This window comes from Cereibacter johrii (assembly GCF_001720585.1).
Lineage (GTDB): Bacteria > Pseudomonadota > Alphaproteobacteria > Rhodobacterales > Rhodobacteraceae > Cereibacter_A > Cereibacter_A johrii.
In genome coordinates this window covers 13,375-40,283 of sequence record NZ_MABH01000134.1, presented here as the reverse complement: position 1 = coordinate 40,283, position 26,909 = coordinate 13,375, and the positions used below count along the sequence as shown (strand labels likewise).

Genomic DNA, 26,909 nt, shown 5'->3' with positions numbered 1-26,909 from the left:
TGATTCCATAAATCGAGAACTATGGAACATGAAGCCGCCGTCCGCCATTTCGCCGCCCTTGGCCACCCGGGTCGCCTCGCCGTCGTCCGGCTGCTGACGCGGCACGCGCCACAGGGGGTGCGGCCGACGGAGATCGCGGCGTCGCTCGGGATGAAGCCGAACACACTCTCGCACCATCTGGCCGAGCTGGAGGGGGTGGGCCTGATCGGTTCGGCACGCGAGGGACGCTCGCTCTTCTACAGTGTGCGGCTGCCCGCGCTGGCAGCCCTCATCTGCTACCTCGGTCACGACTGCGGCCGGGGACGCCCCGACCTCTTGCCCACGTTTCCACCGGAGATCGACATGGACCGCCCCTTCAACGTGCTTTTCATCTGCTCGGGCAATTCCGCCCGCTCGATCTTTGCCGAGGCAATCCTGCGCAGCCTCAGCGACACCCGCTTCCGCGCCTTTTCGGCCGGGACGCGGCCGAACAGTGCGCTCAACCCCTTCGCGCTCGAGGTGCTGGAGCGCAACGGTCTCGACACGTCGGGCCTGCGCTCGAAGCATGTCGCCGAGTTCGAGGGGCCAGAGGCGCCGCGGATGGATTTCGTCTTCACCGTCTGCGACCAGGCGGCGTCGGACGAATGTGCGCCCTGGCCGGGCCAGCCCCTGACCGCGCATTGGGGGATGCCGGACCCGGCGAAGGCCGAGGGGACGGATGCCGAAAAGGGCCTCGCCTTCGCCAAGGCCTTCGGCGAGCTTCATCGCCGGATCTCGGCCTTCACCCAGCTGCCCTTCGACCAGCTGGAGCGGCTTGCCCTTCAGCAGCATCTCGACCGGCTGGGAGAGTCCTGATGGCGCGGATCGCGATCAACGGCCTCGGCCGGATGGGCAAACTGCTGCTGCGCGAGCTGATCGACCGCGGCATGGGCGGCGGGATCGTGCTTTTGAACGACGCCGAGGGCGATCCGGCACAGCACGCGCTGCTGATGGAGTTCGACAGCGTCCACGGCCGCTGGTCGACCCCGGTCGCCCATGATGGCGAGAGCCTGACGCTCGGCGGCCACCGCATGCCGCTGATGCGCGAACGGCGGATCGAGGATTTGCCGCTGCGCGATCTGGGCGTCGATCTGGTGGTTGACTGCACCGGGGTCTTCAAGACCGCCGCGAAGCTCGCGCCCTATTTCGAAGCGGTGGGCAAGGTGGTGGTCTCGGCCCCGGTGAAGGATGGCGGGGCGCTGAACCTCGTCTACGGCATCAACCACCAGCTCTATGATGGCAGCCAGCGGCTGGTGACGGCGGCCTCCTGCACGACGAACTGCCTTGCACCGATGGTGAAGGTGATCCACGAGGGGCTGGGCATCCGGCACGGGTCGATCACCACGATCCATGACGTGACCAATACGCAGACCATCGTGGACCGCCCGGCAAAGGACATGCGCCGCGCTCGCTCGGCGCTGGCGAACCTGATCCCGACCTCGACCGGCTCGGCCACCGCGATCGGGCTGATCTACCCGGAGCTGAAGGGGCGGCTGAACGGCCATGCCGTGCGGGTGCCGCTGCTGAACGCCTCGCTGACCGATTGCGTCTTCGAGGTCGAGCGCCCGACCACGGCCGAGGAGGTCAACGCCCTCTTCGCCGAAGCCGCGCGCGGGCCGCTGAAGGGCATCCTCGGCTATGAGGAGCGGCCGCTGGTCTCGTCGGATTTCCTGAACGATCCCCGGTCGGCGGTGCTGGATGCGGCCTCGACGATGGTCGTGGGCGGCACGCAGGTGAAGCTCTACGCCTGGTACGACAACGAATGGGGCTATGTCTGCCGGCTGGCCGACATCACCCGGATGGTGGCGGAGAGCGTGGCATGAGCACCTTCCCCATCAGAGGCACCGCCACGGGCGCCGAACCGGCCGGTCGGCCCATCATGCCGGCAGCTGAATCATGAGCCTCGCCGCCACCTCGGGCCTGCGCGCCTATGCCGCCGTCACCGCCGCCTACTGGGCCTTCATGCTCAGCGACGGCGCGCTGCGGATGCTGGTGCTGCTGCATTTCAACGGGCTGGGCTTTTCGCCGGTGCAGCTCGCATGGCTTTTCCTGCTCTACGAGCTGGCGGGTATCGTGACCAACCTCTCGGCCGGCTGGCTCGCCGCGCGCTTCGGGCTCACCTCGACGCTGTACGCAGGCCTCGGGTTGCAGATCGGGGCGCTGGGCGCGCTGGCGTTGCTGGACCCGGCGTGGAGCATCCCGGCCTCGGTCGCCTTCGTCATGGCGGTGCAGGGCGTCTCGGGCGTGGCCAAGGATCTGGCGAAAATGTCCTCGAAGAGCGCGGTGAAGATCCTCGCGCCCGGGGGCGACGGCCTCTTCCGCTGGGTGGCGCTGCTCACCGGGTCGAAGAATGCGGTGAAGGGGGCGGGCTTCTTCCTCGGTGCGGCGCTTCTCGCGCTGGCGGGGTTTCAGGCCGCGGTGCTGGGGATGGCCGCGGTGCTGGTGGCGATCCTGCTCGCGGTGGTGCTCTGGATGCCCGAGGGCCTGCCGCGCGGAGTGAAGGGCACGAGGATCGCGGGCGTCTGGTCGCGCGACCCGAGCATCAACCGGCTGTCGCTGGCGCGGATGTTCCTGTTCGGGGCGCGGGACGTGTGGTTCGTGGTGGGCCTCCCGGTCTATTTCCAGTCGGTCCTGTCGGACGGCACCGCCGAGGGCCGGCGCGAGGCCTTCTTCCTCATCGGCGGCTTCATGGCGCTCTGGATCATCGGCTACGGCGCGGTTCAGGGCATGGCGCCCCGGCTGATCCGCGGAGATGCCGCAGCCCAGGCTCGCCGCTGGGCCGGGTTCCTGACGCCCATCCCCTTCGCGCTGGCGGCGCTGGCACTGGCGGCAGGGGAGCCGGCGACGTGGCTGACGCTGACGCTGGTGGCGGGGCTTCTGCTCTTCGGCTTCGTCTTCGCGGTGAACTCGTCGCTGCATTCCTACCTGATCCTCGCCTTCTCCAAGGCCGAGCGGGTGACGATGGACGTGGGCTTCTATTACATGGCGAATGCCGCGGGGCGCCTGCTCGGCACGCTGCTTTCGGGCCTCAGCTACCAGTGGGGCGGCCTGCCGCTCTGCCTCGCCACCGCGGGCGCCATGGCCGCCGCAAGCTGGCTCGCGGCGCGACGGATCGGGGGGATGGGCGCCGCCTGACCGTTTCCCCTCCGCCTCCCGGCGGCAGAGCGTCACGGGCTGCGCATCTGGGCGGACCCTTCGCTCGCGGGGAGGCGGAGAATGGTCGTGAAGGATTTGTCGGGTCGTTCAAGGCCTCGACGATCCGATGGAACGGCGGACGGGCCAGGAGAAGCTCCGGATCGTGATGGAGAGCTCTGTGGCGGGGAAGCAAGATCCGCTGCCTCCTGTCCTTCCGCGAGCCCATCGCCGCGACAGACCCTGAACGCCAGCCCGCCGAATTCCACATCCGCGTCCCCCTCAGGAACCGCTTCACCGTCTTCGGCACCGCCGGGATCGTCCGCGTCGCCGGACCCCTGAGGGTCGGGGCCGAGGCCGCCTTTCTGCACCAACGCCCATCCGGGAGAACCCCTGCCCGGGGAGCGAACCACCGGACGTCGCTTCGGCCTCGGACTGCTGAACATCGCTCAGGTTCGGTTCGGCCAGACCCGTGCCTGCGGCACTCTTCTCGCACCATGCGGCCTCGGGGCCGACCCGTCCTTCACCCCTTGAGAGATTCTCCCGTCCGATCGTTTCCGCCCGGTCCGAGCCGCCCCGCGGTGCGCCTGCATGCGCGATCTGAGCGGTTTGTTGCCACCGGCCCCGCCCGGGGCGGATGGCGCAGATCGGCCGCTGCCGCCCTCCAACTGCTTTCACTCAAAAGGATAAAGAATGGCGGAGGGGGACGCAATCCTGGCGCGAACGGCTAGTGCCAATACACCCTGAGGTAATTATTTTGCTTGAACTCTAGGCGATCATCGAAGAGGCACGCGCCGCCGCTGCCGCGGAACCAGCCGTCTGATCTAGGCACCGACAACGGAGATCCCACTCGCCATGCCACTGCCCAGAGTCTTCATATCCACCGACCTCAGGCTCTCCGCCGAGGAGAAGGACGACTCCCAGTCGCTCATCCACGCGCTGCTCTACCAGGACAAGATGAACATCGTGGGCATCGCCGCCACGCCGTCCAAGTGGAACGCCCAGGACGGCCTCGTGGGCGACATCGACCGCATCATCGACACCTATGGCCTCGACTACGCCAAGCTCGCCGCGCGCAGCGGCGCCTTCAAGACCGCCGAGCAGCTGAAGGCCGTCAGCTGGCAAGGCGCGCTCGACACCGCGCCGAGCCAGGGCTGGTCGAGCCCCACCGACTCCTCCCGGGCCATCATCGTCGAAGCCAAGAAGGCCGCGGCCGCAGGGGAGGTGCTCAACGTGCTGACCTGGGGTGGCGAGACCGACCTCGCGCAGGCCCTCCACGACGACCCCTCCATCGCGCCGCACATCCGCTTCTTCAGCATCGACGATCAGGACGAGGCCGCCTACGCCTACATCAAGGCGAACTTCAAGGGCGCCTTCGACATGTGGGTCGACAACCTGTCGACCTTCAGGGGCACCTACGCCAGCCCGGCCGGGGGCGAATGGACGCAGGACATCATCAAGGGCTGGCACGAGACGAACGCGCGCGACCATGGCGCGCTCGGAGACCTCTTCGCGCAGCTGTCGGGCGACATCTTCAACGTCTCGGGCGTGAAGATGGGCGACAGCCCCACGGTGTTCCGCTTCCTCAATGGCGATCAGAACGACCCCACGAAGGAAAGCTGGGGCGGCGAGTTCGTCCAGCAGCCATCGGGCGGCCCGGGGCGCTACTACACCGACAACCCCGATGACGCGCTCGACTTCAACCGGCCCGACACCGACGGCGCCATGACGGTCTACGAGGACCGCTCGGCCTGGCTGGCGGACTTCGCCGCGCGCCTGGACTGGCTGAAGGGCGACGCGCCCGCGCCGACGCCGACCCCCACGCCGACTCCGACCCCCACGCCCACGCCGACCCCAACGCCCACCCCCAAGCCGACGCCCACGCCCACCCCCACGCCGCCGGCAGGCGGCAACCTCCTGAAGGACGCGTCCTTCGAGGGGCCGTCGGTCGCGACCGGGCAGTGGGCCGAGCTCGGCTCGACCGCCGGCTGGAAGGCCATCGCGGGCGGGCGCATCGAGGTGTGGGATGCCCACCGCGGCGTGACCGCCACGGACGGCTCGCAGTTCGTCGAGCTCGACTTCCATGGCGCGCGCGACGGCTTCTTTCAGGACGTCGACGCCGCCGCGGGCGAGGCCTACACTCTGAGCTTCGACCTGCGCGCGCGTCCCGGCGCGCCCGTCTCGAGCCAGGGCGTCGAGGTGGTCTGGAACGACCGTGTCGTGGCCACGGCCACGCCCGGGGCGGATTGGGGGACCTTCACGACCACCGTCACCGGCGCGGCCGGGACGGACCGGCTCATCATCCGCGAAGTGGCCTCGCAGGGCGGCGACGGCCTCGGCGCCCTCGTGGACGACTTCGTGCTCGTCCGGTCCGACGCCCCGACGGGCGGCACCGCCCCCGATGCGGAGGACACGCCCGCTCCCACGCCCGCGCCCAAGCCCACGCCGCCGGCAGGCGGCAACCTCCTGAAGGACGCGTCCTTCGAGGAGCCTTCGGTCGCGACCGGGCAATGGGCCGAGCTCGGCTCCACCGCCGGCTGGAAGGCCATCGCGGGCGGGCGCATCGAGGTGTGGGATGCCCACCGCGGCGTGACCGCCACGGACGGCTCGCAGTTCGTCGAGCTCGATTTCCACGGCGCGCGCGACGGCTTCTTCCAAGACGTCGACGCCGCCACGGGCGAGGCCCATACGCTGAGCTTCGACCTGCGCGCGCGCCCCGGCGCGCCCGTCTCGAGCCAGGGCGTCGAGGTGGTGTGGAACGACCGCGTCGTGGCCACGGCCACGCCCGGGGCGGATTGGGGCACCTTCACGACCACCGTCACCGGCGCGGCCGGCACGGACCGGCTCATCATCCGCGAAGTGGCCTCGCAGGGCGGCGACGGCCTCGGCGCCCTCGTGGACGACTTCGTGCTCGTCCGGTCCGAAGCCCCGACGGACGCCACCGCCCCCGACACCCTGTCGGTCCGGGTGAGCGGCGACGCGTGGCAGGGCGATCCTGCGTTCGCCCTCCTCGTCAACGGCGTGATGGTCGCCCCGTCGACGGTCGTCACGGCGGACCGCGCGGCGGGGGAGTGGCAGACGCTCACCTTCACGGGCGACTGGGACCTCGACGGCAGCGACCAGGTCAGCGTCAGGTTCCTCGAGGACAGCTATGCCGGCCCCGGCCGCGACCGCAACCTGTATGTGGACGAGGTCAGGCTGAACGGCGAGGTCAACGGCGCGGACAGGACGTTCCTCCAGACCGGGACCGAGACCTGGGATTTCTGACGCGCCGTTCACAAGCGACAGTCCGGGGAGCGGCGGCCCGGTGCAGCTCCTCTCCTTGAGCCGGATCGGGCAGGCTCAAGGACCGTCGCACGGGGGTCCGCATTCGGCGGACCCTCATCGGATCAGTGCAGCCGTCAGGCCCGGATCATGCGTCGGCACGCCCGCGCGTGGTCCGGGCGCATGGTCGTGGCGCGGACAAGAAGCCTCGCGCGGCACGGGGCGCGGTCCGAGCGTCGGAAGAAGATCGGCGCAAGCCGTGCGCGTGCCTTCCCTTCGGCACGGCCGCTCCAGCATGAAACGGACCGGGTCAACTTGATCCATCTCAGGTCGGAATGCGCCATACGTCGCCATACTTCGCGAAACCCACTTTCCCGAGGTGACAGTGTCGTGCCGCATGAGCAGTATCAGACCGTCCGCGAAGTCGCCGACCGGCTGAAGGTCGCCGAGGCCACAGTGCGTCACTGGATCAGGGCGCGCGACCTGCGCGCCATCGACATCGGCAAGGGCTGGCGCATCGCAGACACGGATCTGGAAGCCTTCCTGATGCGCCACGAGACGGCGCCGCGCATGCCGGAAGCGGACACGGCGAGCCTCCGATGACGGGCGAGACCTCCTTCGCCGAGGTCGCGCCGCTTCTGGTGATGGCGGCTGGCCTTGAGCTTCCGCAAGCGCTGCTGCGTCAGCCGGGGATCGTCAGCTTCATCGCCCGAGGAGCCGGGCCGTCGGCGCAAGACGCCGGCGCCGCCGCCCTCGAGCCGTTCGAGGACGTGGCCGACCGCGCCGTCAAGATCCTCGGCGGGGCTGCCGCCCAACGCATCGGGATCCCCGAGATAGCCACGGAGGGTCATCCGGCCGCCTGATCGGGCGGCCCCACTGTTAACCGTCAAGGAGTACGATCATGGACCGCTTGTATGGAAAGACCGTCATCGTGACCGGAGGCGCCGTCGGCATCGGTCGCGCCTGTGTCGAGCGCATGGCCGGCGAGGGCGCGAAAGTCGCCATCTTCGACCTGCTGGAGCCCGAGGGCCGGGCGCTGGCAGACGAGCTGGCGGCCAGCGGGCGCGAGGTCGCCTTCTGGCGTGTCGATGTGGCCGACGAGGCTGCGATGCGCACAGCCATCGAGGCCGCCGCGGATCGCTTCGGCGGGCTGCATGTCATGATCAACAACGCCGGCATCTCGGGCTCTCCCAAGGCGACCGACGCGGTCAGCGAAGAGGAATGGGACCGCGTTCAGGCGGTCAACGTCAAGGGCGTCCTCTTCGGCACCAAGCACGCGATCCCGCATCTGCGCGCGGCGGGGGGCGGGTCGATCGTCAACCTGTCCTCCATCGCGGGGCTGGTCGGCGTGGGCGGTCTCGCCGCCTACCACGCCTCGAAGGGTGCGGTGCGGCTGATGACGAAGAACGACGCGATCACCTATGCGCCCGAGCGGATCCGCGTGAACTCGATCCACCCCGGCTACATCTGGACGCCGATGGTCGAGAAGCACCTCGCCGCCAGCTCGGACGATCCCGTGGCCGCAAGGGCCGCCGCGGGGGCGGTCCATCCGCTGGGACATATGGGCGAACCCGACGACATTGCTTGGGCTGCGGTCTATCTCGCCTCGGACGAGGCGAAGTTCGTGACCGGGGCCGAACTGGTCGTGGACGGCGGCTACACCGCGCGATGAGCCGGCCGATGTTCCTGACGGACCCGCACAGCCGCCCCGCCGAAGCCTGCCTCACGGCCCTCGACGCCCGCCCCGAAGGCCTGACCGACGCCGAGGCCGCCGCCCGACTGGCACGCCACGGGCCGAACCGCCTGCCCGAGGCGCGCACGCGCGGCCCGATCCGGCGCTTCCTCGCGCAGTTCAACAATGTGCTGATCTATGTGTTGCTCGTGGCCTCGGTCGTGACGGCGGCGCTGCAGCACTGGATCGACACCGGCGTGATCCTGGCGGTCGTTCTGGCCAATGCGGTCATCGGCTTCATCCAGGAGGGCAAGGCGGAATCCGCCATGGCGGCAATCCGCGGGATGCTGGCCCCCCGCGCCGCCGTCCTGCGCAACGGACGGCGCGTCTCGATCGACGGCGCTCATCTCGTGCCCGGCGACATCGTCCTGCTGGAGGCCGGCGACAAGGTCCCGGCCGACCTGCGCCTGATCGAGGCGCGCGGCCTCGCGGCGCAGGAGGCGATCCTGACGGGCGAGTCCGTCCCGGTCGAGAAGGCGACATCGCCCGTCGCGGCCGATGCCGCGCTGGGCGACCGCCGCTCGATGCTCTGGTCGGGCACGCTGGTGACGCAAGGCGCGGCCCGCGGGGTCGTCACCGCCACTGGCCCTGCGACCGAGATCGGGCGCATCGGCAGCCTCCTGGCGGGGGTGGAGCAGCTGACCACTCCGCTGGTCGCGCAGATGGACCATTTCGCGCGCTGGCTGTCCTTCCTCATCCTGCTCGTTGCGGCGCTCCTCCTGCTCTGGGGCTATTTCGTCGGCCACATGGTGTTCGTCGACCTGTTCATGACGGTCGTGGCCATAGCCGTGGCCGCCATCCCCGAGGGTCTGCCGGCGGTGATGACGATCACGCTGGCGATTGGCGTTCAGGCCATGGCACGGCGCAACGCCATCGTGCGCCGCTTGCCGGCGATCGAATCCATCGGCTCGGTCTCTGTCATCTGCACCGACAAGACCGGCACGCTCACGCGCAACGAGATGGTGGTGGTCGCCGCGGAAACGCCCGATGGCGCCTTCCGCATCGGCGGCGAGGGCTATGCCCCGACCGGCGAGATCACCCCTCCGGGCGACCTGACGCGGCTGGCCCGCGCGGCCGCGCTGTGCAACGACGCGGCCCTGCACGACCGGAGCGGCGTCTGGTCGGCCGAGGGCGACCCGATGGAAGGTGCGCTGCTGGCCTTCGCGGGCAAGGCCGCCGGCGGCCTTGCCGCGACCCGGTTGGATGCCATTCCTTTCGACAGCCGCCATCGCTTCATGGCGGTGCTGACGGAAGGCCCCGAGGGCCGGATGATCCATGTGAAAGGCGCGCCCGAACGTGTCCTGAGCATGTGCGGCGATGCCGACCGGGCCCGTTGGCACGACCGGGCCGAGGCGATGGCGCGGCGCGGCCTGCGTGTGCTGGCGCTGGCGGAGAAGCCCGAGACGAGCGCCCGCATCGACGCGGCCGCGCTGGAAACCGGCCTCTCCTTTCTCGGTCTCGTCGGGCTGATCGACCCTCCGCGCCCCGAGGCGGTGGCCGCCGTGGCCGAGTGCCGCGCCGCCGGCATCCGGGTCAAGATGATCACGGGCGACCATGCGGGGACCGCCGCTGCCATCGCCGCGCAGATCGGGCTGGAGAACCCGCAGCGCGTGCTGACCGGGGCCGACCTCGACCGGCTGGACGAGGCGCAACTGGCGCTGGAGGTGCAGGGCGTCGACGTCTTTGCCCGCACCAGCCCCGAGGACAAGCTGCGCCTCGTCACCGCGCTGCAGGCAAACGGCCTGTCGGTCGCCATGACCGGCGACGGGGTGAACGACGCGCCCGCCCTGAAACGCGCCGATGCCGGCATTGCCATGGGCCTCAAGGGATCCGAGGCAGCGAAGGAGGCGGCCGACCTGGTGCTGGCCGACGACAACTTCGCCACCATCGCGGCAGCGGTGCGCGAGGGGCGCACCGTCTACGACAACCTCAAGAAGGTCATCAGCTGGACCCTTCCCACGAATGCGGGCGAGGCGCTGGTGGTGATCACGGCGCTGGTGGCGGGCATGGCCCTGCCCATGTCCGCGGTGCAGATCCTCTGGATCAACCTGATCACCGGCATCACCCTGGGCCTTGCCCTTGCGTTCGAGCCGACCGAGAGGGGCACCATGGCCCGCCCGCCCCGCCCACGCGAGGCGCCGATCCTCTCGGGCGAGCTGGTGTGGCATGTGGTTCTGGTGGCGCTGCTGTTCCTCGCCGCGGTCTTCGGCATGTTCACCTACGCGCTGGACAGGGGCTATCCGCTTCCGCTCGCCCAGACCATCGCGTTGAACACGCTGGTTGTGCTGGAGATCTGCCACCTCTTCTTCATCCGCAACATTCACGGCACCTCGCTGACCTGGGCCGCCGTGCGGGGGACGAAGGTGGTCTGGATCGTGGTGATCGCCATCACCTCGGCGCAGTTCGCGGTCACCTATGTGCCGTTCCTGCAGCGCATTCTCGGGACCGAGGCGGTTCCGGTGGCGGACGGCCTGATTGTCGTTGCCGTGGGCGCGATCTTTCTGGCCATCGTCGAGATCGAGAAGCAGATCCGGCTCGGTCTCAGGCGGAGGGCAGGAACGCAGGGATGATATCGCCACAGGGTCGATCGCCCGGGCACGCCGAACCGCGCGCAGAGCTTGGTCAGCGGCACCGTGATCCTTGAAGGCTGCGCTGCATGGCTTGCCGCGCTGGCAGATCGTGAGTCACAAATCCGTCTGGTCGGTCGCAGAGGTCCGGCGTCTCTTGTTTCTGTCCGCGCGAAGGTGGAGAAAGCGGCGCGAAGACAGTAGCTCTTGGAACGGACGATGCCTCTCGACACAGCCAACCCGGACCTGCCGCGCATCGTGTTGATCACTGACGACAGGATGCTGAAGCCCACGCTGTTCACGGCCTGGACCATGCTGCGCCGTTTCAGGGGCAATGCCGAACTGCACTTCTGGGGAAACGCGCTAGACGACTGGCACTGGAGCATGGTTGAGCAGGTAGCTTCCTGCAATGCCAATGTCGTCCTGCGCCCGCTAAGACTGGAGGGGGCAGACCTCGCAGGAGCCAAGCCCGTGGGAACCTATATCTCCGAGGCCACGATGGGGCGGCTTCTCATTCCTAAAAAGCTCACCGGCCGCGTTCTCTATCTGGATGGGGACGTGCGAGTAGTGGATGATTTATCGCCACTCTTCTCGCTCGATATGCAAGGATTTCCCTTGGCGGGAGTGCGGGACTATGTGGTTTCGAAAAGGCTGGCAAGGGGTACGCCTGCTAACGATCGAAATCGTGCGCGACTCGAAGAGGAGGCGAGGTGTATGTCAGGCGCGGACGCGTCGACATATTTCAATGCCGGTGTACTCCTGCTTGACGCCAGTGCCATCGCGGCAGATCACAGTCTGTGCTCGGCCATGCAGGATCTGGATCGCGCGTCCAAATGGACCTTGGGAGATCAAGACCATTTGAATAACGTGTTTGCAGGGCGCGTCCGACTTATCGATCCAGCCTATAATTCGTCCTGGTCGCGCACGTCCCGCCAGAGGCGCTATGCCGAGAAGCTCGGCCCTGCACCTGCAGAGCTGACATATGCTCGCGACGCGATCATTCACTTTCACGGCCCTGCGAAGCCATGGAAAAAGGCGCAGTACGATTTCTGGTCGCCACGCGCGAGGGCGGTCTTTTCTTATAGACGAGAGCTTGCTGCTTTTGCGGAAAGATACCCAGAGCTTGCGTTCTAGCTTGCCCGCCATCGATCGTTGCAAGCGCTTGAGGAGATGCGGTCACGCAAATCTGTGAGGAAGTAGGTCAGAGGCTCGCAAAGAGGAGCGCAGATATGAGGACAGGTTTATCCGACAGGCCGCTGAAGCGCAGGGCAATCAAGTTGGGATACTCCATCTTCGCCGGCCGAGATCGGGCTCATTGGCAGGAAACGGCCTTCGGTTTGCATATCGACCGGGCCCACGGCAAGATCACATACCTCGGGGGGAATGTCGGGCGATTGGTGCCCGCCTGCTTTCAGGATACTGACGAGATCGTGATTGTGGGATCCGGCCCCTCCCTGCGCGATCAGGACGTATCGCAGCTGCCGACACGCAGTGCCATCCTGTTGAATGGAGCTGCAGGGCTCGCTCCTCATGTCGCTCCGCTCTTCGTCGCCGTGGAAGACGAGAGATTCATCTGGCGTCACTTTTCGATGCTTCGTGATGTCGGCCCTGACTGCGGTCTTTTGCTGTCGCCCGGTGCCATACGGGCGATCTTGGAACAGGACAGGGAGTTCCTCAAGGATCGCAAGGTATCACTGATCGATAACCTGCTTAAGCCGGTTCATGAGGTGCGCCGAAGGGAAACGGATCCGAGCCTGATCTCGATCCTTGACACCACGCGCCGTCTCTCCCTTGCACCGGAGGTCGGTGTCGTCCCTGCCGGCACGGTCGCCCTCTCCGCGATGCAGTTCGCCCTGGCAGCAAAGCCGGCAAGGATATCGCTTGCCGGGATCGACCTGAAGAACGCGTCCGGTCCCCGGTTCTACGAGACCGCAAGGGAAATGGCCCCGTCAGGCATTGTTCGGGGCATGGATAGAATTCTGAGCGGCTTCGTTGCAGCGCAGCAGGTCGCCGCTTCGCGCGGCATCGCCCTGGGCTGCCTGTCGCCGGTGTCGGCTTTGCTCGATATCGGATATCCATTCGATCCCCGGATCTCCCGATCCCATCCGTAGCTTTTGCCCGCGGAAATTTGATTGGGTTGACAAAATTTGAGATCTCCGCGCCAGATCATTTACCAGTGCAGGACATCAATTGGAAAGATGCTCTGGAGCGGCGCAGGGCGATCCTGCGCCAATGCGAGCAGCATGGATACTCACCCATCTTGATCGATGCCGAGGTTGGGCGTGAGGACTTGCCGGGCTTCGATCAGGAGTGGCGGATTGTTCCGTGTCGGCAGAGCAAGGGCTTGCTCGCCGGAGGCGTCCGATCATTCCAAAGCACATTAGGGTCAGTCGCCTACCACCGTCTCGTCCTGCATCGCGATCTCGCGGGAATAGATCTCGGCGCCCGCGTTGGTCATGCTGATCCGCACCTTGGCGGCCGAGATCTCGAAGCCCGCGACGCCGGCGATGGCCATCCGCGCAGCACCAGCGCCGACGCGATCTCCGCCACGCGGGCCGCCGGCGTGGAGCCGGACAGGCGGATCGTCACGCCGCCCGCTTCGATCTCGATCCGCTCGTCCTGCGAAGGGCGGCTCGTGCGCGGCTCGGCCTCCACCTTCAGCGGTACGAACTCGCCGGCATCCGGGCTCCCCGGCGCCTCCTCCGGAAGGCCGAACCGCCCCTCCCGAGCCATCCGCCGCCAGGTCGTGAGTTGCGACGGCAGGAGCCGATACTTCCGCGCCACATCCCCGACACGCGTCCCCGGCACGTAGCTCTCCATCACGATCCGGAGCTTCTCCTCGTCCGGCCACGTCCGCGTCTCATCGGCTCGTCCAGGATCCGGAACGACCCGACAAATCATTCACCCATGACCATTCTCCGCGCTCTTTCGCGCGAAGGATCCGCCAACGAGCGTCAAGCCGGAACCAACGACATCAATGGGGAAGACCACCGCTTGCACCCGGCGCCACGGGCGGTGCAATGGTCGGCTTGCCACCCCCACCCGCTACGCAGGCCACCTCGACCGTGGCGACAAAACCCGTCATGCGCTCAGATCGGAACCGGACCACCTCAAGGGGGCAGGCCACCGCCGCCGCTGGACGACCGCCGAGAAGCTTCGGGATCGTCAAGGAGACACAGGCGGATCGGTCCGCATTTCGGTCATGAACCGCCGCAACGGCGTGGCGCCTGAGTGCTCTATCGTTGGCGACGGCTCATGCTTCAAGGCAGAAGCGTCGCCGTGACGGAGGAACGATGGCGTCCACCAGCAACAAGGTCGCCCTCTGGATGTGGCATGATCAGAGGTCACGCACCATCACGGCGAAGTCGGTCACGGCCGCGCCCATGCCCTCAGCGGCGGCGTCCATCGTCTCCATCTCGGCCGTCAGCCCCTTTGCGGTGGCGGCCGCATCGGTCGAGGCCTCCTCGACGCCGGCAATTCCTTGATCGACGCGGGCCACGCGCTCTGCGGTGTCGGCCATTCGCGAGGCGATTTCGGCCGCGACGGCGCCCTGCTGCCCGGCCGCGACGGAAATCAGCCGCGCCTGCGCCTGCACCTGCCCGACCGCCTCGACGATACCGCGCACGGCCGCGCCATTGGCCTCGACCGCGCCCGTCACCGCCCCCACCTCGGCGGCGATCTCGCCGGTGGAACTGGTGGTCAGCGCGGCAAGCTTGCGCACCTCTTCGGCCACCACCGCGAAGCCGCGGCCCGCCTCGCCTGCCCGTGCCGCCTCGACCGCGGCATTCAATGCCAGAAGGTCGGTCTTTCGCGCGATCCCCTCGATGAAGGAGACCACGCCCCGGATGCGGCCGGTGGCGCTCTCCAACGCCTCGAGCGAGGTTTGCGCCGCGCCGGTTCGCGCCGTCGTCTCCTCGATCAGGCGGCTGGTGCGGATCACGCCCTGCACCACCTCCTGCGCCGAGGCCGACATCTCCTCGACCGCCGAGGCAACGGTCGCGACATTGGTGGCGGCAAGCCGCGAGTTCTCCCGCACCTCCCGGCTCTGCCGGCCGGCTTCCTCGGCGGTCACCACCATCTTCTCGGCCGCCGTTGCCACCCGCGTCGAGGCGGTTCCCAGTGCTTCGACCGCACGGCCGGCCTCCTCCTCGATGTGGCGCGACAGCCGGCGGATCGGCCGGATCAGCCAGGCCGATAGCAGAAGCCCCGCGATCAGGATCAACCCCGCCAAAGCCGCCGCCGTCACCCTCGCCGTCCGAAGCGCCGCGCGCGCCTCGGCGAAGGCTTCCTCGGCCGTGATCTCGGACACCATCCCCCAGGTCATCCCGCCGATCCGGGCGGGCCGTACCGCGGCCACCATCGGCTCGCCGCCGTAATTGGCGCCTTCGAGGCTTTCTGCCTTGCCGGCCCGCGCGGCCGCGGCCACCGGCCCCGCCACCGGCGTCCCGACCTCGATGCCGGCCGCCCGCCGCGGCACCGAGCGAAGGCGCCCGTCCGCCCCCACCAGATAGCCGTCCGACGTCTCGAACCGGCCGAGCTTGCGGCGCATGATCTCGTTCAGAGGCTCGATCGGGATCTGGAAGGCGAGGATGCCGACGAGGGTGCCATCCTTCTGCAACGGCAGCAGGATGAAGCCCGCATGCGCGTTGTAGGAGGGCGCATAGGGCTCGAAATCGGCGATCAGAAACGGATCGCGCCCGCCTTCCTTCGCCATCCTCTGCGCGGTCCGGGCGAAGGCGCTGTCGCGGTAGGGGCCGGAAAAGAGCGAGGTGCCGAAATCGGTCTCCTTGAAGACCGTATAAAGGATGGTGCCGTTCTCGGGCTCGATCAGAAACAGGTCGTACAAGCCGAAGCGTTCGAGATAGCCGCGCAGGAACGGATGATGCCGGCGGTGGGCGGCCGAATAGGCGCTGCCGTCGCCGGCATCATCGAGCCGGTGCTTCTCGCCCACGGGCTTCGGGTTGGCCGAGACATAGAGATGCTGGAGCCGCCGAGCCCCCTCGTCGAGTGCCATCCATTCCTTCTGCGCGCCGGGAGCCGCGCCGCGCGTCGCCTGCAACTGCAGGTCGTAACGCTCGGTCAGTCGCGCCTCGCCGACCCGGAAGGGGGGATCGGCCAGAAGCCCGGCCCGGCCACGGGCTAACTCGTCGAGGGCTTCAAGCGTGGCAGGATTGTCGGCGAGTCTTTGACCGACACGCACCAGCGTGGCGAACCACGTCTGGACCTGCGCCTCCTTCATGTCGGCGGCGAGGTTCAGCTCCGCTTCGACCGAGGCCTGCGCGGCCTCCCGGAGGCGCGAGGTGTCGAGCGTCAGGATGGCCGCGGCCGGCAGAAGGCCCGCCAGCAGCAGCGCGAGCGTGATCTTGACGCGAAACCGGAGGATCCAGAGCAGAGCACGCATGTGATATTCCCGACCGCTTGCCACCAATGAAAGCCACACTGATACAGCGGAAAACCAGCGCGGCAACTGCACCGCTAAAATGTATGTGGTTCTGCAGCGCATAAGGCTTAAAGCTCGGGCGCCCCACCCGACTGGGCAGGCCGGCAATAACACCTTTGACGGGAACATCTCTCTTGCGCTGAGACTGCAGCGGCCCCCATGCCGCTGCTCTTGCATCGTCCGATCACAACGACAAGGCTGGCGCATTGGGACAGAAAGGGATTTCTTTCGCACCGTCTTGTTGCTTCGCCGCGGCCAAGTTGGCCTGCGTAGCGGGAGCGGGTGGCGAAGCCGGCCATTGCACTTCCCGTGGCGCCGGGGGACGGTAGCCCTGCGATGAATGCCGCCGCCAAGCTTGGATCATGGTCCAGGCTTCGGCGAGGCTGTATGCGATCTCGCCGTTCAGCAGCCAGGGTCAGCACCCAATGATCTTGCTTCTGGGGCGGGATTCAGCCTCTGAATGATGCCGCGCGGCGTAGCTGCGGGCCAAGGCGCGCTATCGGCTCGAGAAGATCGAGGAGGCGATCTTCCATCGCCTTCGGGCGCAGCTCGACCGCCCGGACTATCTGAAGGAGTTCGTCCGGGTCTATGCCGAGGAGCGCCGCCGCCTGACGGACGGCGCGCCGCGACCGGGCACGGCTGGAACGGGCCGCGGCGGACAGCCGGGCCCGCTACATGCGGCTGGTCGACATGATGGCGCGCGGGCTCATCGAAGGCGAGGAATCCGACGCCCAGGTGCTGCAGGCCAAGCAGGCCGCAGAAATCGCGCGGAGCGAGCTCGAGATCGCCTCGAGCGAGGACAGTGTGGTGGAGCTGCACCCGCAGGCGACGGCCGCCTATACCCGCGCCATTGCCGATCTTTCGGCCGCGCTGCAGCGGGGCGACGGCACGTTCGACGCGACCTCGGTCGAGGCCCTGCGCCGGATCATCACCGAGATCACCCTCCATCCCAAGGATGAGACCGGCGACGTCCTGGTCGAGGTCCGCGGCAATATGGAGCGGCTGCTCGGCATCGACCAACAGATTGTGGGAAGCCGCTGATGGCGAGGGGGGACTTGAACCCCCGACCCCACGATTATGAGGCAGGGCCAAGTGCCTGCAAACGCAGGCTGCACCCTGGAAAGCGCAGCTGAGCCCGACCCTGGAAAATCAACAGGTTGCGGTTCGATTGTAAAACGCTGGCACAGGCGCCAAGGCCGATTCTTCGTAGGGCTGGGGGGTGCCCAGGAGGCACCCCGGCCTGGCAACATCTGGCGTGCGGTGGCCTATGTCGGGGCAAGGCCGCCTCTAGCAGGACCGGCAGGTTAGGAGGCGGGCGCCTGTTATCCTGACGGTGGACCGGCTCCTGCGAGAGGAGGGACCGGTCCTCATTTTCCGAGGCCAAACCGGGAGCCTTCGCGCAGACCTGCGGTCATTTCCGGCCGGATTTGCGGACCGGCTTTGGCGCCGGAGGCAGGGCCGCAAGCGCTGCATCGCGTTCGAGCCGTGCCGCCTTCAGGCGCGCGACCTGCGCCCTCCGCGCGTCGGTTTCGGCGGCGATGATCGCCTTCGCTGCGGCATCGGCGCGCTGAGCGGCCTGGCCGTGGCTGGACCGCGGTGGGTCAGACTTGGGAGATCGCATTCCTGTTCCTTGTTCTGCTGGCGAGATCGGTCATCTCGCGCGTATTCCGGCCGCTCGGGACGTCGGGCGAACGTGCGCTGCGTCGCGATTTGCGCGGCACCCGGTTCGAGGCTTCTTTGCGGTGCCGGAACCGGACGACGGGAAGGGCCGAATGTCGCCCGGACAGCGCCGGCCGACGGATCATGGCCCGGACGGCAGGCAACGGCTCTGATGCCTCGGTAATATCTTCATATGGGAACGAGGCGCCCCCCGAACAAGGGTTGATCGAGAGCCGACCGGCAGGGCGACCTGCCAGGCGGCGCACCACTCCCCGCATCATGATCTCGCGATGCCTTCGACATCCCGTCAGGCAGCGCCGAGCGGCAAGTCATGAGGAGAGATGCTGGGGAAGCGCGCGCCATCCCCTGGGGCTTTTCTTCCGGAGTACGTTCCGCCTCGGCGGCAACCTCTTCGCGTCGGGGACATGCGAGATCTGCGCCGAGCTCAATGGCGCCCCGCCGCCAAGGGATGTTTGCTGGCAGCGGATCCAGTTCTACATTACGGTCGAGCACTGGACCGGGCGCAAGCGTCGTCGTACTGGTCTGCGCACCGTCGATGACGCCCTGCGGCGGGAACGCGTTGGGGGCGCGACGGCCCATGCGACTGTCGTGCCGGATGAGTGAGGCCCGGTCGCGCACGGGCGACGGCTCCGGACCATCGTCGGGTATGGCTCGGACCCGCAAACGAACCCAGGACAGGAGGACCACCATGGCCGACCGCATCGTCCGATCCACCGCGGTGTTCCTGCGACCGTTCCGTCTGCCCGGCTTTGACGCGGAACTTCCGGCCGGCCGATACCAGCTCGATACCGAGATTCGGCCTCCTGCGGGCATGCCGGATCCGGCGGCCTGGCGGGCGTCGGTGGTGATCCACCTCCATCCCACGCCAGAGATGCCCAACCTCGCCCGGTCCCTGACCGTGCGGCTGGCCGACATCGACTCGGCGATCGCGCGCGACGAAGCGTCAGGCCAGTCGCTCGATCAGTTCTTCCTGCAGGCGATGCTGGACGATCCCATGATCCGGATGGTCATGGAGTCTGACGGAGTCACCGAGGCGGAGCTGCGCCGCCTCTACGAGCGTTGACCCGTCCGAGGTGCCCGGAGGCCTCGCCGTCCGGCCCCTCAGGGGGCGTCCTGCCATCGGAAGATGCACCTCGCAATCCCGTCCCGCCGTGCTACATGATGGTCCTGACCTCGGATATCCTCTTTCCGGGCGTTCCCTCTGACTCCCTGATGCGGCGATCTGGATGCCCCTGGAAGTCGGGCCTTCATGATCATCAACTGGCAGGAAGGACACGACCATGAGCAACCGCCGGCCACCCAGTCCATCGCCTCGTCAGCGCCGAGGCCTCGTCTTTGGCTTTCCCGGGCCGACAGTCGTGGACAATATCAACAGCCTGCCGGTGCGCCATGTGCCCCTCTCGCTCGCCACCCGGAAGTGGCGCTCAGGGCTGGGCTGGCGCGAGTTCCTTGCGCTGCAGGGCGGGCGCCCTCCCTTTCGGACTCGCCGGAAATTCTGGCAAGTCTGGTTCTAAAGCTGCAAGGCTCGGAGCGACGCCATGCGCGGTCCCGGCAGGCGTAGACCATCACCGATCCCGACCCTAATCCGGCCGCTCGAGCTCCGTCGGCCTCTCTCGCCTCTCTGCGGGTGCACGCGGCCTTACGCCTGGCGTGGCGACTGATCTCGCATGGAGCGGGAACCGTTGCGCCGGCCGGGCAGGGACGCCTGATGCCCCGGTCTGCCTGAGTTCGCCGAGGCAGCCCCGCAGTGACCATGCTGATTGGGCAGGGCAGGGGACTTCCTCCGGTCACCGCCGCCGCCAACGCACAGGCGGTTGAGGCACGGAGCTTCCGATGCTACGCCGGTGGGCTTTCGCGAACTGGCAGGAGGCCCTCATGAAACGAGTCATGATCGTCGGACAGCCCGGCTCGGGCAAATCCACCTTGGCCCGGGAGATCGGCAGGCGCACTGGGCTGCCGGTGGTTCACATCGACCATATCCACTGGGCGGCCGGATGGGTCGAGCGGTCGCGCGAGGAGAAGACCCGCCTGTGCCAGGAGGTGCATGCGCGCGACGAGTGGATCTTCGAGGGCGGACACTCCGCGACATGGCCGGAGAGGCTCGCGCGCTGCGACACGCTGATCTGGCTGGATGTACCGATCCATGTCCGGCTCTGGCGCGTGTTCCTGCGCTCGCTCAAGTATCGTGGGCGCACGCGCCCCGATCTGCCGGACGGCTGCCCCGAGCAGTTCGACTGGTCTTTCTACCGCTGGATCTGGAACACGCGGATCGCCAGCCGGGCGCAGATCGAACGGCTGGTGGCGGGTGCGCCCGGCGACAAGCGCATCCTCCGGCTGCGGAGCGGGAGGGAGGTCAGGATGTTCTTGGCGGGACTTCCGGAGAGCTCAGGTACGCTGTCGTCCCGCCCGGCGCAGCCCCTCGTCCCGAGGCGTTGAAAGTCTGTGGCCGGCCGTATTGCTGTCGGTCGTTCGAGGCACAACTGCCATTGGCGCCGCCGTAAAGTGCGGCTTGCCAGAAGTCGCAGCCGCCAAGCCTCCCTTCTTCTCGCTACCAAGCGTCTGGAAGCCCAAGACTTAGAAAACCGATGGTGGCGAGGGGGCGCCGTCGGCAACGGGCAGCCATACGTGGGTTTGAGGACGCTTGACGGCGGCGGCGAACGGCGGGAAGCTAACCATATGCAGGGCGACGGCCACGCCTGTGGCGATCTTCGGGGTAGGATCGAGGTGCGCAATGAGCCGCAAGATCTCCTTCAGCTATTCTGCCATTTCCGAAACGCAGGCTGGGTTGGGACGCTCGTCGAGCGGGCAGGTGGTTATCGCCGACCGACCGTCCGGCTCGGCCGGGGGAAGCGGCTTGGGCTTCAATGGCGCCGAACTTTTGGCGGCGTCTTTGGGGGCCTGCTTCTGGAACGACCTGCACTATGCGGCGCAAGCCTTGAGTGCGAAGGTTCGGGTTCACCGGGTGCAAGCGTGGGTCGACCTGGCCGGGGAACCGCCGCGCGTGGTGCGGGCGCATGTTGCCGCCTTGGTGACCGGCGAGGGTGCTGCCCAGGTTCTGGAGGTGGCACGCGAGCGCAGCACCATTGCTCACTCGCTTATGGGGCCTTCCCAATCTCCTTCGAGCGCCTGTCAGATTGATCCGGCAAAGGGACACCAAACGGGCCCACTCGTTGCGCGGATCGACGATTCAATAGGAATACCCTGAGGGCTCCGCTGCGGTAGCGGAGCGCCGAGCTATGGAAGCGTTTGACGCTGCGGTGGTTGTCTAACGCGACAAGATCGCTCCCTCGGCAGGAGAGGACCGCAAATGAAGAACGGGCTTGGATTACTCCACGCCCGTTCGTGTTTTCACCACGGCAGCGATCAGAACCGGAAGCCGACCTTCGCCTGCAGTGTCGTCGCGTCCGCATCGGTGCCCGCGTCGTCGAAAGAGTCCCAGGTGTGGCGCAGCAGTTCGGCGCCGATCGACCAGCGGTCGTTCAGCATGTGGTCATATCCGATGCCGTAGAGATAGCCGTCGTCCGGATCGCCTGCATCCGAAGACACGTCGGCCCAGGTTCCGCCGACGGTCGCATAGAGCAGACCGCGCCCGACCTTGCCGCCTGCCATCAGCTTCAGCGTCGCCAGGTTATCCAGCTCGTCATCCGCATCGCCGATCTCGATATTGCTGATGTCGTAGGCCAGTTCTGCACCGACGACAGCGCGACCGAAATCATAGCGATAACCGGCATGCACGCCGCCGATCGCGCCGTTGCCGTCGTAGCCGTCGATGTCCGTGTTGATGTCGCCGTAGCCAAGCTGGCCACCGACGTAGAATCCGCTCCAGTCGGTCACAGGAGCGACCATGACCGGGACGGGCGCCGGCTCGATGGCCGGTTCAGCGGTCACGGTGAGGGGGCCTCCGGCAAAGGCGGGAGCTGCAAGCAGGCCACCGAGCGCAAGTACTGCAATGCGTTTCATCTCTGACCTCCAGTCGAACCTCCGGCCTCCGCACTCCTACTCTGGCGGGATGCCGGCCATTGCTTATGCGTCAGGCCGCGTCGACAGGAAGAAGACGAAGCCTTCCTCGTCAGTCCAGCATACTCGCTTGCCGATGCTAAGGAAGGATTTCCAAGGCCGTGTCTTCCAGCGGCGCTGCGTGTTGCCCGCTTGCCGCACGCCTCCCTGGCTCTGAATCCGCGCCCGGACCCGTCGCGTCGCGACGCCTCCGCCTGGGCACGCCAAGGGAAATGTCGATGCTTCAGGCCTCTCGCGGGCCGTGGAAGCCGCCATGTCGTCGCGCGGGGCGGTCTGTTTGATCAAGGCGACCAGCTTATCCCACGTCTGTGAAGTGCCGGGAGCCCGGCTGCCCCGACAGCGGTGCCTCATCCTCGCGAGGCCTGGCCAAGCCAGTTCTTTGAACGCGACAGATCCTCAGGCGCAATGATGTCCAGATCGATCATCGGAGCACGATTCGCCTGTCCGCTGACCATGTATTCCGCCGCAGGCGCGGGGGAATGCACGATGGCCGCAAGGCTCCCCTATCCGCTGAAACCGTCCAGCGTCCGCGGCGCCCCATCGGGCCGCCTCACCCAAGATCTGCCGCCCTTCCACGCGTTCTCTTCGACATCCTTTCCTGCACCTCCGCCTCGATCTGCGAGAGGCGCAGGGTGGCGAACTTCTCCAGGATCGCTGCAGTAGCCGTCTCCGTGCTCTCCGCGATCGTGGCGTTCACGGACTGCTCGACGAGGCAGGAAGGCTGCGGGTTCGAGAAGCCGAAGGCGAAGAGGTCGGGCGAGCCCAAGGAGCGGTAGACGTCCAGCACCGTGATCTCCTCCGTGCGCCGGATGATCCGCCAGCCGCCGCCATGGCCGCGCTCGGCCTCGACATAGCCGCCCTCGCGCAGCCCCGCCATGATGCGCCGTACCACCACCGCGTTCGAGCCGAGCATCTCCGCGATGTGCTGCGAGGTCATCGGCGCGTCGGTCTGCGCCATGTGCAGCAGCACATGCAGCAGGCGGGAAAGGCGGGTGTCCTGGCGCATCCATACCTCCAGTCTTGTAATTTCATACATCACATGAGGCGGACGACTCGTGCTATCAAGATACAAATGCAGTTACATGATTCGCCCGATATGGACATCCGCCCTGCACCTGCCGCCGCGCGAGGCTTCGTTCCGCTGCTCATCGGCATGGCCATGACCATCGTCGCCGTGCCGATGATGGCGATCGCCATGCCGGGGATCGGCGTGGATCTTGATCCCGGCACCGGGCCGCTGACGCTGATCGCAGGGGCCTATCCGCTGGTGGTCGCGATGCTGCTGCTGCCGGCGGGCCGAGCCGGCGACCGCTTCGGGCGGCGGCGCCTCTTCCATGCCGGCGGCGCGCTATTCCTGATCGGCGCGCTTCTGTCCGCTCTGGCGCCGGGGCCGTTGCTTCTGGCGGGCGCGCGGATGCTGCAGGGGGTGGGCGCGGCCGCGGTGGCGCCTCAGGCGCTGACGATGATCCCGCAGCTCTTCGCGCCTGTCGCTCAATCGGGCGCATTCGCACGGCTGGCGATGACAGGCTCCTTCGCCTCGGTCTGCGGACCGCTGCTGGCGGGGGCGCTGCTGGTGGCCGCGCCGGACTGGCTGGGCTGGCGCGCGATCCTTCTGGCCGAGGCGGCGCTCGCCTTGACCGTGATACTCTTGGCCCGATGGCAGCCGTCTCCGGAAGAACCCTCCAAGGGCGGCAGCAGCCGCCCGGTCGAAACCGCGAGCTTCGCGGCCCTCATCCTCTGCCTCGTCGCACCCCTGTCCCTCGGTCCCGCCTTCGGCTGGCCGGCCTCCGTCTTCCTCATGCTGGCCGCGGCCATGCCCTGTGCCGCCCTCTTTGTCTTGCTGACGGCACAGGGCGGACCCGCGGCACTGATCCCGCCCGCCCTCCTGCGCGAGCCGGGCTTCCGCTGGAGCCTCGTCTTCCTTCTTCTGGCGGTCTCCGCGCCACCCGGCTTCTTCATGGTCCTGTCGCTGGCCCTGCAGAGCGATCTGGGCCTCAGCCCGCTGCAGACGGGGCTGGTGACAGCCGGCTTTCCCGCCGGCGTGGTGGCGGGCTCCTGGATGGCCGGGCGCCTTGCGCTGCAGCCGCTGGCGCGGGTGGCGCTCGGGATCGCGCTGCTCTGCGGCAGCTTCCTGCTGATCCACGCGATCCTGCCGGGGATGACGCCGGGGCGCCTCTGGCCGCTGCGGGCGGGGATGCTGATGGCGGGGGCGGCCATGGGAATGACGGTGACCTCGGTCATGCAGCTTGGCATGTCGGGCCTGCCGAAGTCGCTCGCCGGTGCGGGCGCTGGCGCCATCCAGACCATGCAGCAGGTCGCCATGGCCGCCTCCATCGCGCTGAGCTTTGCCGTCTACGGGCAGGCGCTTGAGACGCGGCCGGGGCTCGAGGCGGCCTCCACGATGATGTGGCTGCAGATCACCACGACCGGGGCCGCGGCGCTGCTGGCACTGGCTCTGCTGCGCCTGCGCAATTTCCATCACCGAAAGGCAGAAGCGTGACCATCGACCCGCAAGAAGATCCCATGGCTTTCTGGGAAGACTTCTATCTGACCAAGCGCACCTCATCGAGCGGCCGCGCCACCGCGGCACTTCTACGGATTGCGGCCGGATTGCAGCCGGGCCGGGCCCTGGACCTCGGCGCCTCCCATGGCGATGACGTCATCTGGCTGGCCACGCAGGGCTGGCAGGTCCGCGGCTGCGACATCTCCGAGACCGCCGTCACCCGGGCCCGTGTCCGCGCGGCCGCGCTCGGTCTGGAGCAGCAGGCGCAGTTCGAGCGGTGCGACCTGTCTGTCGCCCTCCCGGAGGGCGAGTTCGATCTGATCACCGCGCTCTACCTGCAGTCGCCCGTCGCCCTGGCGCGCGAGGCGATCCTCCGTCGAGCGGCCCGGCGGCTGCGCCCGGGCGGTCATCTCCTGATCCTCTCGCACGCGGCGGCGCCACCGTGGAGCCGAGAGGCAACGTCCTCGACCATCTTTCCCACGCTGGCCGAGGAACTGGCCGCCACCGGCGCGCCGACCTCCGAGCTCGAGGTCGTCGCCGCAGAGGTCGTCAGGCGCCCCGGGCGCGGCCCGGACGGCACAGAGGCGATGCTGGAGGACAACCTGGTGCTGGTCCGGAGGCACGCGGCCTAGAGCCCATGATCGGGCTCTGACCTGAGCGGGTGGGCGGACTCTCCCGCGGCGTTCGCCATTCGAGAGGTGCGCCGGATCGACAGCGATCCGACGCACCCGCGGCCTGGCATCTGCAGCCCTGCGAGACCGGCGGCTCCCACCGATGATACGACCGCGTGCGATGCGACATGGCGCTCTGGTGGACGAGCATTGCGTGACCAATGCCGCCGGCCCATTGCCGGCGTGGCTCCGCGTGGCAACCCTTTGCCATGAGACACTACGCAATTAAGCCCTTCTGCTCTGTGGCACGGCAAAAACCGCCCCGGCGAGGATCCATCATGACCGGCGCGAGGTAGAAAGCATTGTCGCTTCGGCCAGCGGCAGAAGGCGGATCGTTGCGAAGGAAGTGAACCTCGCACAGGCGCCCAACAGGCAGCGGGCAATATGGCCTAGGCTCCAGACCTATTCTCATGACCGCACTCCCCCCGCCTGCCGCCCCTGCAGCCGCCCCACGCCCGCTTCGTTCCGGGCCGGGGTCATTCCTGCCAGTCGCAGAGCGGAAAGGGCGCGCGGGAGCGTTTGGAGAGGGCCGCCGTGGCGGCAGCGCCGCGCCGCTCGACCGCGCCGAGGTCGGCCTCCTGCGCGATCTGACTCCGCGCCGCCTCGAGGACCAGGTCGACATGGGCGCGCATCGCCTCGACCTGGGCCGGCAACGCCGCATGCAACGCCAGCCGCTCGAGCGCCTCCAGAAGATGGATCGCTACCACCGGCTTGTCGGCGCCGTTCTGGCGGATCTGGTCCAGGGCCGCGCCCAGCACGCTCGCATGCGTCGGCCGCGGACAGACGACGCGCAGGATGCCGCGGGAATCGCGATGCAGCCCCGGCGGCAGTTCGTGGTTCAGCATCAGCGACAGCGAGTCCGACAGCTGGTCGATCACCGTGATCGCGGTGAAGGGGTCGTTCAGCGATGGCGACATCGCCCGCAGCGCGATCTCGACCAGATGGCGGATCGAGAATTCCACGTCCTGGACCGGGGTCCGGCGGATGCCGACGACGATCGCCTGCCGCACCTCGCGGCAAAGGGCGTCGGACGCACGGCCAGCGGGGTGGATCGCGATGCCGTTGCCGTCGCGCACCACATAGTCGCCGGCACGGGAGTGCAGCCCCACGAGGCAATCGGCGCGCTCGGCGGCGGCGGAGAGGCTGCGGAAATCGATCGCCTGGATGTAGCCCGCCCGCGCCGGACCGAGATGCGCCGCCTCTTCCTCGAAGCGCTCGGGCAGGGCACGCTCGGGGTGCTCATCCGGCGGCGCCTCCAGCCGGGGCAGCGCCAGCACCAGCCCGTTCAGCTCCTCGCCGACGCGGGTGATGATTGTCTCGGCCATGATCGAGCGCGCAAGCTCATGCTGGAACAGGCCGAGAAGCCCCACCAGCGCCACTGCGATGGCGAGGGCGGGCTGGGCTTCCGCCTCGGGGCTGCTGCGCGAGCCCATCATGCTCAGGGTGAGCAGGCCGTAGACGATCGTCATCACGAAGGTGCCGAGGATTAGCTGCGTCTGCCGGCTGGCCATGAAGTTGCGGACAAGCCGCGGCCCGAACTGGCTCGCCGCCAGCGTCAGCACCACCATGCTGATCGAAAAGATCAGGCTGGTCGCCGTGACCATGGACGTGACCAGCGTCGACATCAGGTCCCGCGCATCCGAGGACGCGCTGACCGGGATGAACCACGGCGCATCCGCGCCCGTCCCCTTCATCCGCCGTTCGAGCGCCGCGCCAGCCAGCGCCAGCAGGCCGCCCATCCCGATCATCAGCGAGGGCACGAACCAGAAGCTGGTCCGCACGTCGTCCCAGACGGTCTTGATGTTCTCGACGTTCAAGCGAGGGACCTGCAGTCATTTAAACCACGAACAGCGCCGGCAACCGCCTGTTCCAGATCTGGCCTCCA

23 protein-coding genes and 1 pseudogene are annotated in these 26,909 nt (G+C 67.8%); 16 read left to right on the top strand and 8 right to left on the bottom strand.

The window, feature by feature from the left end:
- The first annotated feature begins 21 nt into the window (after window positions 1-21).
- The 10 genes from A9O63_RS10965 (at window position 22) to A9O63_RS10925 (ending at window position 12,824) form a co-directional block, all read left to right on the top strand.
- Window positions 22-834 (top strand): metalloregulator ArsR/SmtB family transcription factor, encoded by an 813-nt coding sequence (locus A9O63_RS10965; RefSeq protein WP_069331964.1) that lies wholly within the window; start codon window positions 22-24, stop codon window positions 832-834.
- Window positions 834-1,841: an ArsJ-associated glyceraldehyde-3-phosphate dehydrogenase gene (locus tag A9O63_RS10960; RefSeq protein WP_069331963.1), complete on the top strand. Its 1,008-nt coding sequence runs from the start codon at window positions 834-836 to the stop codon at window positions 1,839-1,841. Before A9O63_RS10965 ends, A9O63_RS10960 begins: the two co-directional genes overlap by 1 nt.
- 73 nt (window positions 1,842-1,914) lie before the next feature.
- On the top strand, window positions 1,915-3,153 hold the full coding sequence (arsJ, locus tag A9O63_RS10955; RefSeq protein WP_069331962.1) for an organoarsenical effux MFS transporter ArsJ: 1,239 nt from the start codon (window positions 1,915-1,917) through the stop codon (window positions 3,151-3,153).
- Between the two features lie 852 nt (window positions 3,154-4,005).
- Window positions 4,006-6,417: a nucleoside hydrolase-like domain-containing protein gene (locus A9O63_RS10950; RefSeq protein WP_069331961.1), complete on the top strand. Its 2,412-nt coding sequence runs from the start codon at window positions 4,006-4,008 to the stop codon at window positions 6,415-6,417.
- 387 nt (window positions 6,418-6,804) lie between these two features.
- Window positions 6,805-7,017 (top strand): helix-turn-helix domain-containing protein, encoded by a 213-nt coding sequence (locus A9O63_RS10945; RefSeq protein ID WP_069331960.1) that lies wholly within the window; start codon window positions 6,805-6,807, stop codon window positions 7,015-7,017.
- Window positions 7,014-7,277, top strand: coding sequence for a carbonic anhydrase (locus tag A9O63_RS10940; protein WP_069331959.1), 264 nt, complete (start codon window positions 7,014-7,016; stop codon window positions 7,275-7,277). The genes A9O63_RS10945 and A9O63_RS10940 overlap by 4 nt, the downstream gene beginning before the upstream one ends.
- 38 nt (window positions 7,278-7,315) lie before the next feature.
- Window positions 7,316-8,086, top strand: a complete 771-nt coding sequence (locus A9O63_RS10935; RefSeq protein WP_069331958.1) for an SDR family NAD(P)-dependent oxidoreductase — start codon at window positions 7,316-7,318, stop codon at window positions 8,084-8,086.
- A gap of 8 nt (window positions 8,087-8,094) precedes the next feature.
- On the top strand, window positions 8,095-10,716 hold the full coding sequence (locus tag A9O63_RS10930) for a cation-transporting P-type ATPase (protein ID WP_069331957.1): 2,622 nt from the start codon (window positions 8,095-8,097) through the stop codon (window positions 10,714-10,716).
- A 216-nt stretch (window positions 10,717-10,932) separates the two neighbouring features.
- Entirely contained in the window at window positions 10,933-11,847 is a 915-nt protein-coding gene (locus A9O63_RS22060; protein WP_108223505.1) for a glycosyltransferase family 8 protein, read from the top strand.
- Window positions 11,848-11,990: 143 nt separating this feature from the next.
- A complete protein-coding gene (locus A9O63_RS10925) occupies window positions 11,991-12,824 on the top strand; it encodes a glycosyl transferase (RefSeq protein WP_235836962.1) in 834 nt (277 codons plus the stop codon).
- A 275-nt stretch (window positions 12,825-13,099) separates the two neighbouring features.
- Here the strand turns inward: A9O63_RS10925 and A9O63_RS23545 are convergent, their stop codons facing one another.
- From A9O63_RS23545 to A9O63_RS23355, 4 genes and pseudogenes are all read right to left on the bottom strand, one after another.
- Entirely contained in the window at window positions 13,100-13,228 is a 129-nt protein-coding gene (locus tag A9O63_RS23545) for a hypothetical protein (protein WP_268874926.1), read from the bottom strand.
- On the bottom strand, window positions 13,168-13,533 hold the full coding sequence (locus A9O63_RS22055; protein WP_235836961.1) for a transposase: 366 nt from the start codon (window positions 13,531-13,533) through the stop codon (window positions 13,168-13,170). Before A9O63_RS22055 ends, A9O63_RS23545 begins: the two co-directional genes overlap by 61 nt.
- A 517-nt stretch (window positions 13,534-14,050) precedes the next feature.
- Window positions 14,051-16,114: a methyl-accepting chemotaxis protein gene (locus A9O63_RS10920; protein WP_069331955.1), complete on the bottom strand. Its 2,064-nt coding sequence runs from the start codon at window positions 16,112-16,114 to the stop codon at window positions 14,051-14,053.
- A gap of 223 nt (window positions 16,115-16,337) precedes the next feature.
- A pseudogene (locus tag A9O63_RS23355) lies at window positions 16,338-16,562 on the bottom strand (integrase core domain-containing protein); the annotation flags it as partial.
- Window positions 16,563-16,828: 266 nt separating this feature from the next.
- Here A9O63_RS23355 and A9O63_RS23350 point away from each other — a divergent pair.
- Window positions 16,829-17,194 (top strand): hypothetical protein, encoded by a 366-nt coding sequence (locus tag A9O63_RS23350; RefSeq protein WP_235836960.1) that lies wholly within the window; start codon window positions 16,829-16,831, stop codon window positions 17,192-17,194.
- Between the two features lie 370 nt (window positions 17,195-17,564).
- Here A9O63_RS23350 and A9O63_RS23095 read toward each other — a convergent pair whose 3' ends face one another.
- Window positions 17,565-17,774 (bottom strand): hypothetical protein, encoded by a 210-nt coding sequence (locus tag A9O63_RS23095; protein ID WP_167354618.1) that lies wholly within the window; start codon window positions 17,772-17,774, stop codon window positions 17,565-17,567.
- Between the two features lie 747 nt (window positions 17,775-18,521).
- On the opposite strand from A9O63_RS23095, the gene A9O63_RS10910 reads away from it, so the two are divergent.
- The 3 genes from A9O63_RS10910 to A9O63_RS22035 all read left to right on the top strand — a co-directional run bounded on the left by A9O63_RS10910 (window position 18,522) and on the right by A9O63_RS22035 (window position 21,038).
- The gene (locus tag A9O63_RS10910) at window positions 18,522-18,896 is read left to right on the top strand and encodes a hypothetical protein (RefSeq protein WP_011339500.1); all 375 of its coding nucleotides are present in this window, start codon (window positions 18,522-18,524) and stop codon (window positions 18,894-18,896) included.
- A gap of 812 nt (window positions 18,897-19,708) precedes the next feature.
- On the top strand, window positions 19,709-20,269 hold the full coding sequence (locus A9O63_RS10905; protein WP_069331977.1) for an AAA family ATPase: 561 nt from the start codon (window positions 19,709-19,711) through the stop codon (window positions 20,267-20,269).
- A gap of 295 nt (window positions 20,270-20,564) precedes the next feature.
- Window positions 20,565-21,038: an OsmC family protein gene (locus A9O63_RS22035; RefSeq protein WP_235836959.1), complete on the top strand. Its 474-nt coding sequence runs from the start codon at window positions 20,565-20,567 to the stop codon at window positions 21,036-21,038.
- 158 nt (window positions 21,039-21,196) lie between these two features.
- Here A9O63_RS22035 and A9O63_RS10900 read toward each other — a convergent pair whose 3' ends face one another.
- Together A9O63_RS10900 and A9O63_RS10895 are read right to left on the bottom strand one after the other, a co-directional pair.
- Entirely contained in the window at window positions 21,197-21,793 is a 597-nt protein-coding gene (locus A9O63_RS10900; RefSeq protein WP_069331954.1) for a porin family protein, read from the bottom strand.
- A 607-nt stretch (window positions 21,794-22,400) separates the two neighbouring features.
- A complete protein-coding gene (locus A9O63_RS10895) occupies window positions 22,401-22,856 on the bottom strand; it encodes an Rrf2 family transcriptional regulator (RefSeq protein ID WP_069331953.1) in 456 nt (151 codons plus the stop codon).
- 90 nt (window positions 22,857-22,946) lie between these two features.
- On the opposite strand from A9O63_RS10895, the gene A9O63_RS10890 reads away from it, so the two are divergent.
- Window positions 22,947-24,350, top strand: a complete 1,404-nt coding sequence (locus A9O63_RS10890) for an MFS transporter (protein ID WP_205631837.1) — start codon at window positions 22,947-22,949, stop codon at window positions 24,348-24,350.
- On the top strand, window positions 24,347-24,985 hold the full coding sequence (locus A9O63_RS10885) for a class I SAM-dependent methyltransferase (RefSeq protein WP_069331952.1): 639 nt from the start codon (window positions 24,347-24,349) through the stop codon (window positions 24,983-24,985). The genes A9O63_RS10890 and A9O63_RS10885 overlap by 4 nt, the downstream gene beginning before the upstream one ends.
- A 515-nt stretch (window positions 24,986-25,500) precedes the next feature.
- Here the strand turns inward: A9O63_RS10885 and A9O63_RS10880 are convergent.
- The gene (locus A9O63_RS10880; protein WP_084295791.1) at window positions 25,501-26,841 is read right to left on the bottom strand and encodes a DUF2254 domain-containing protein; all 1,341 of its coding nucleotides are present in this window, start codon (window positions 26,839-26,841) and stop codon (window positions 25,501-25,503) included.
- Window positions 26,842-26,909 lie beyond the last annotated feature (68 nt).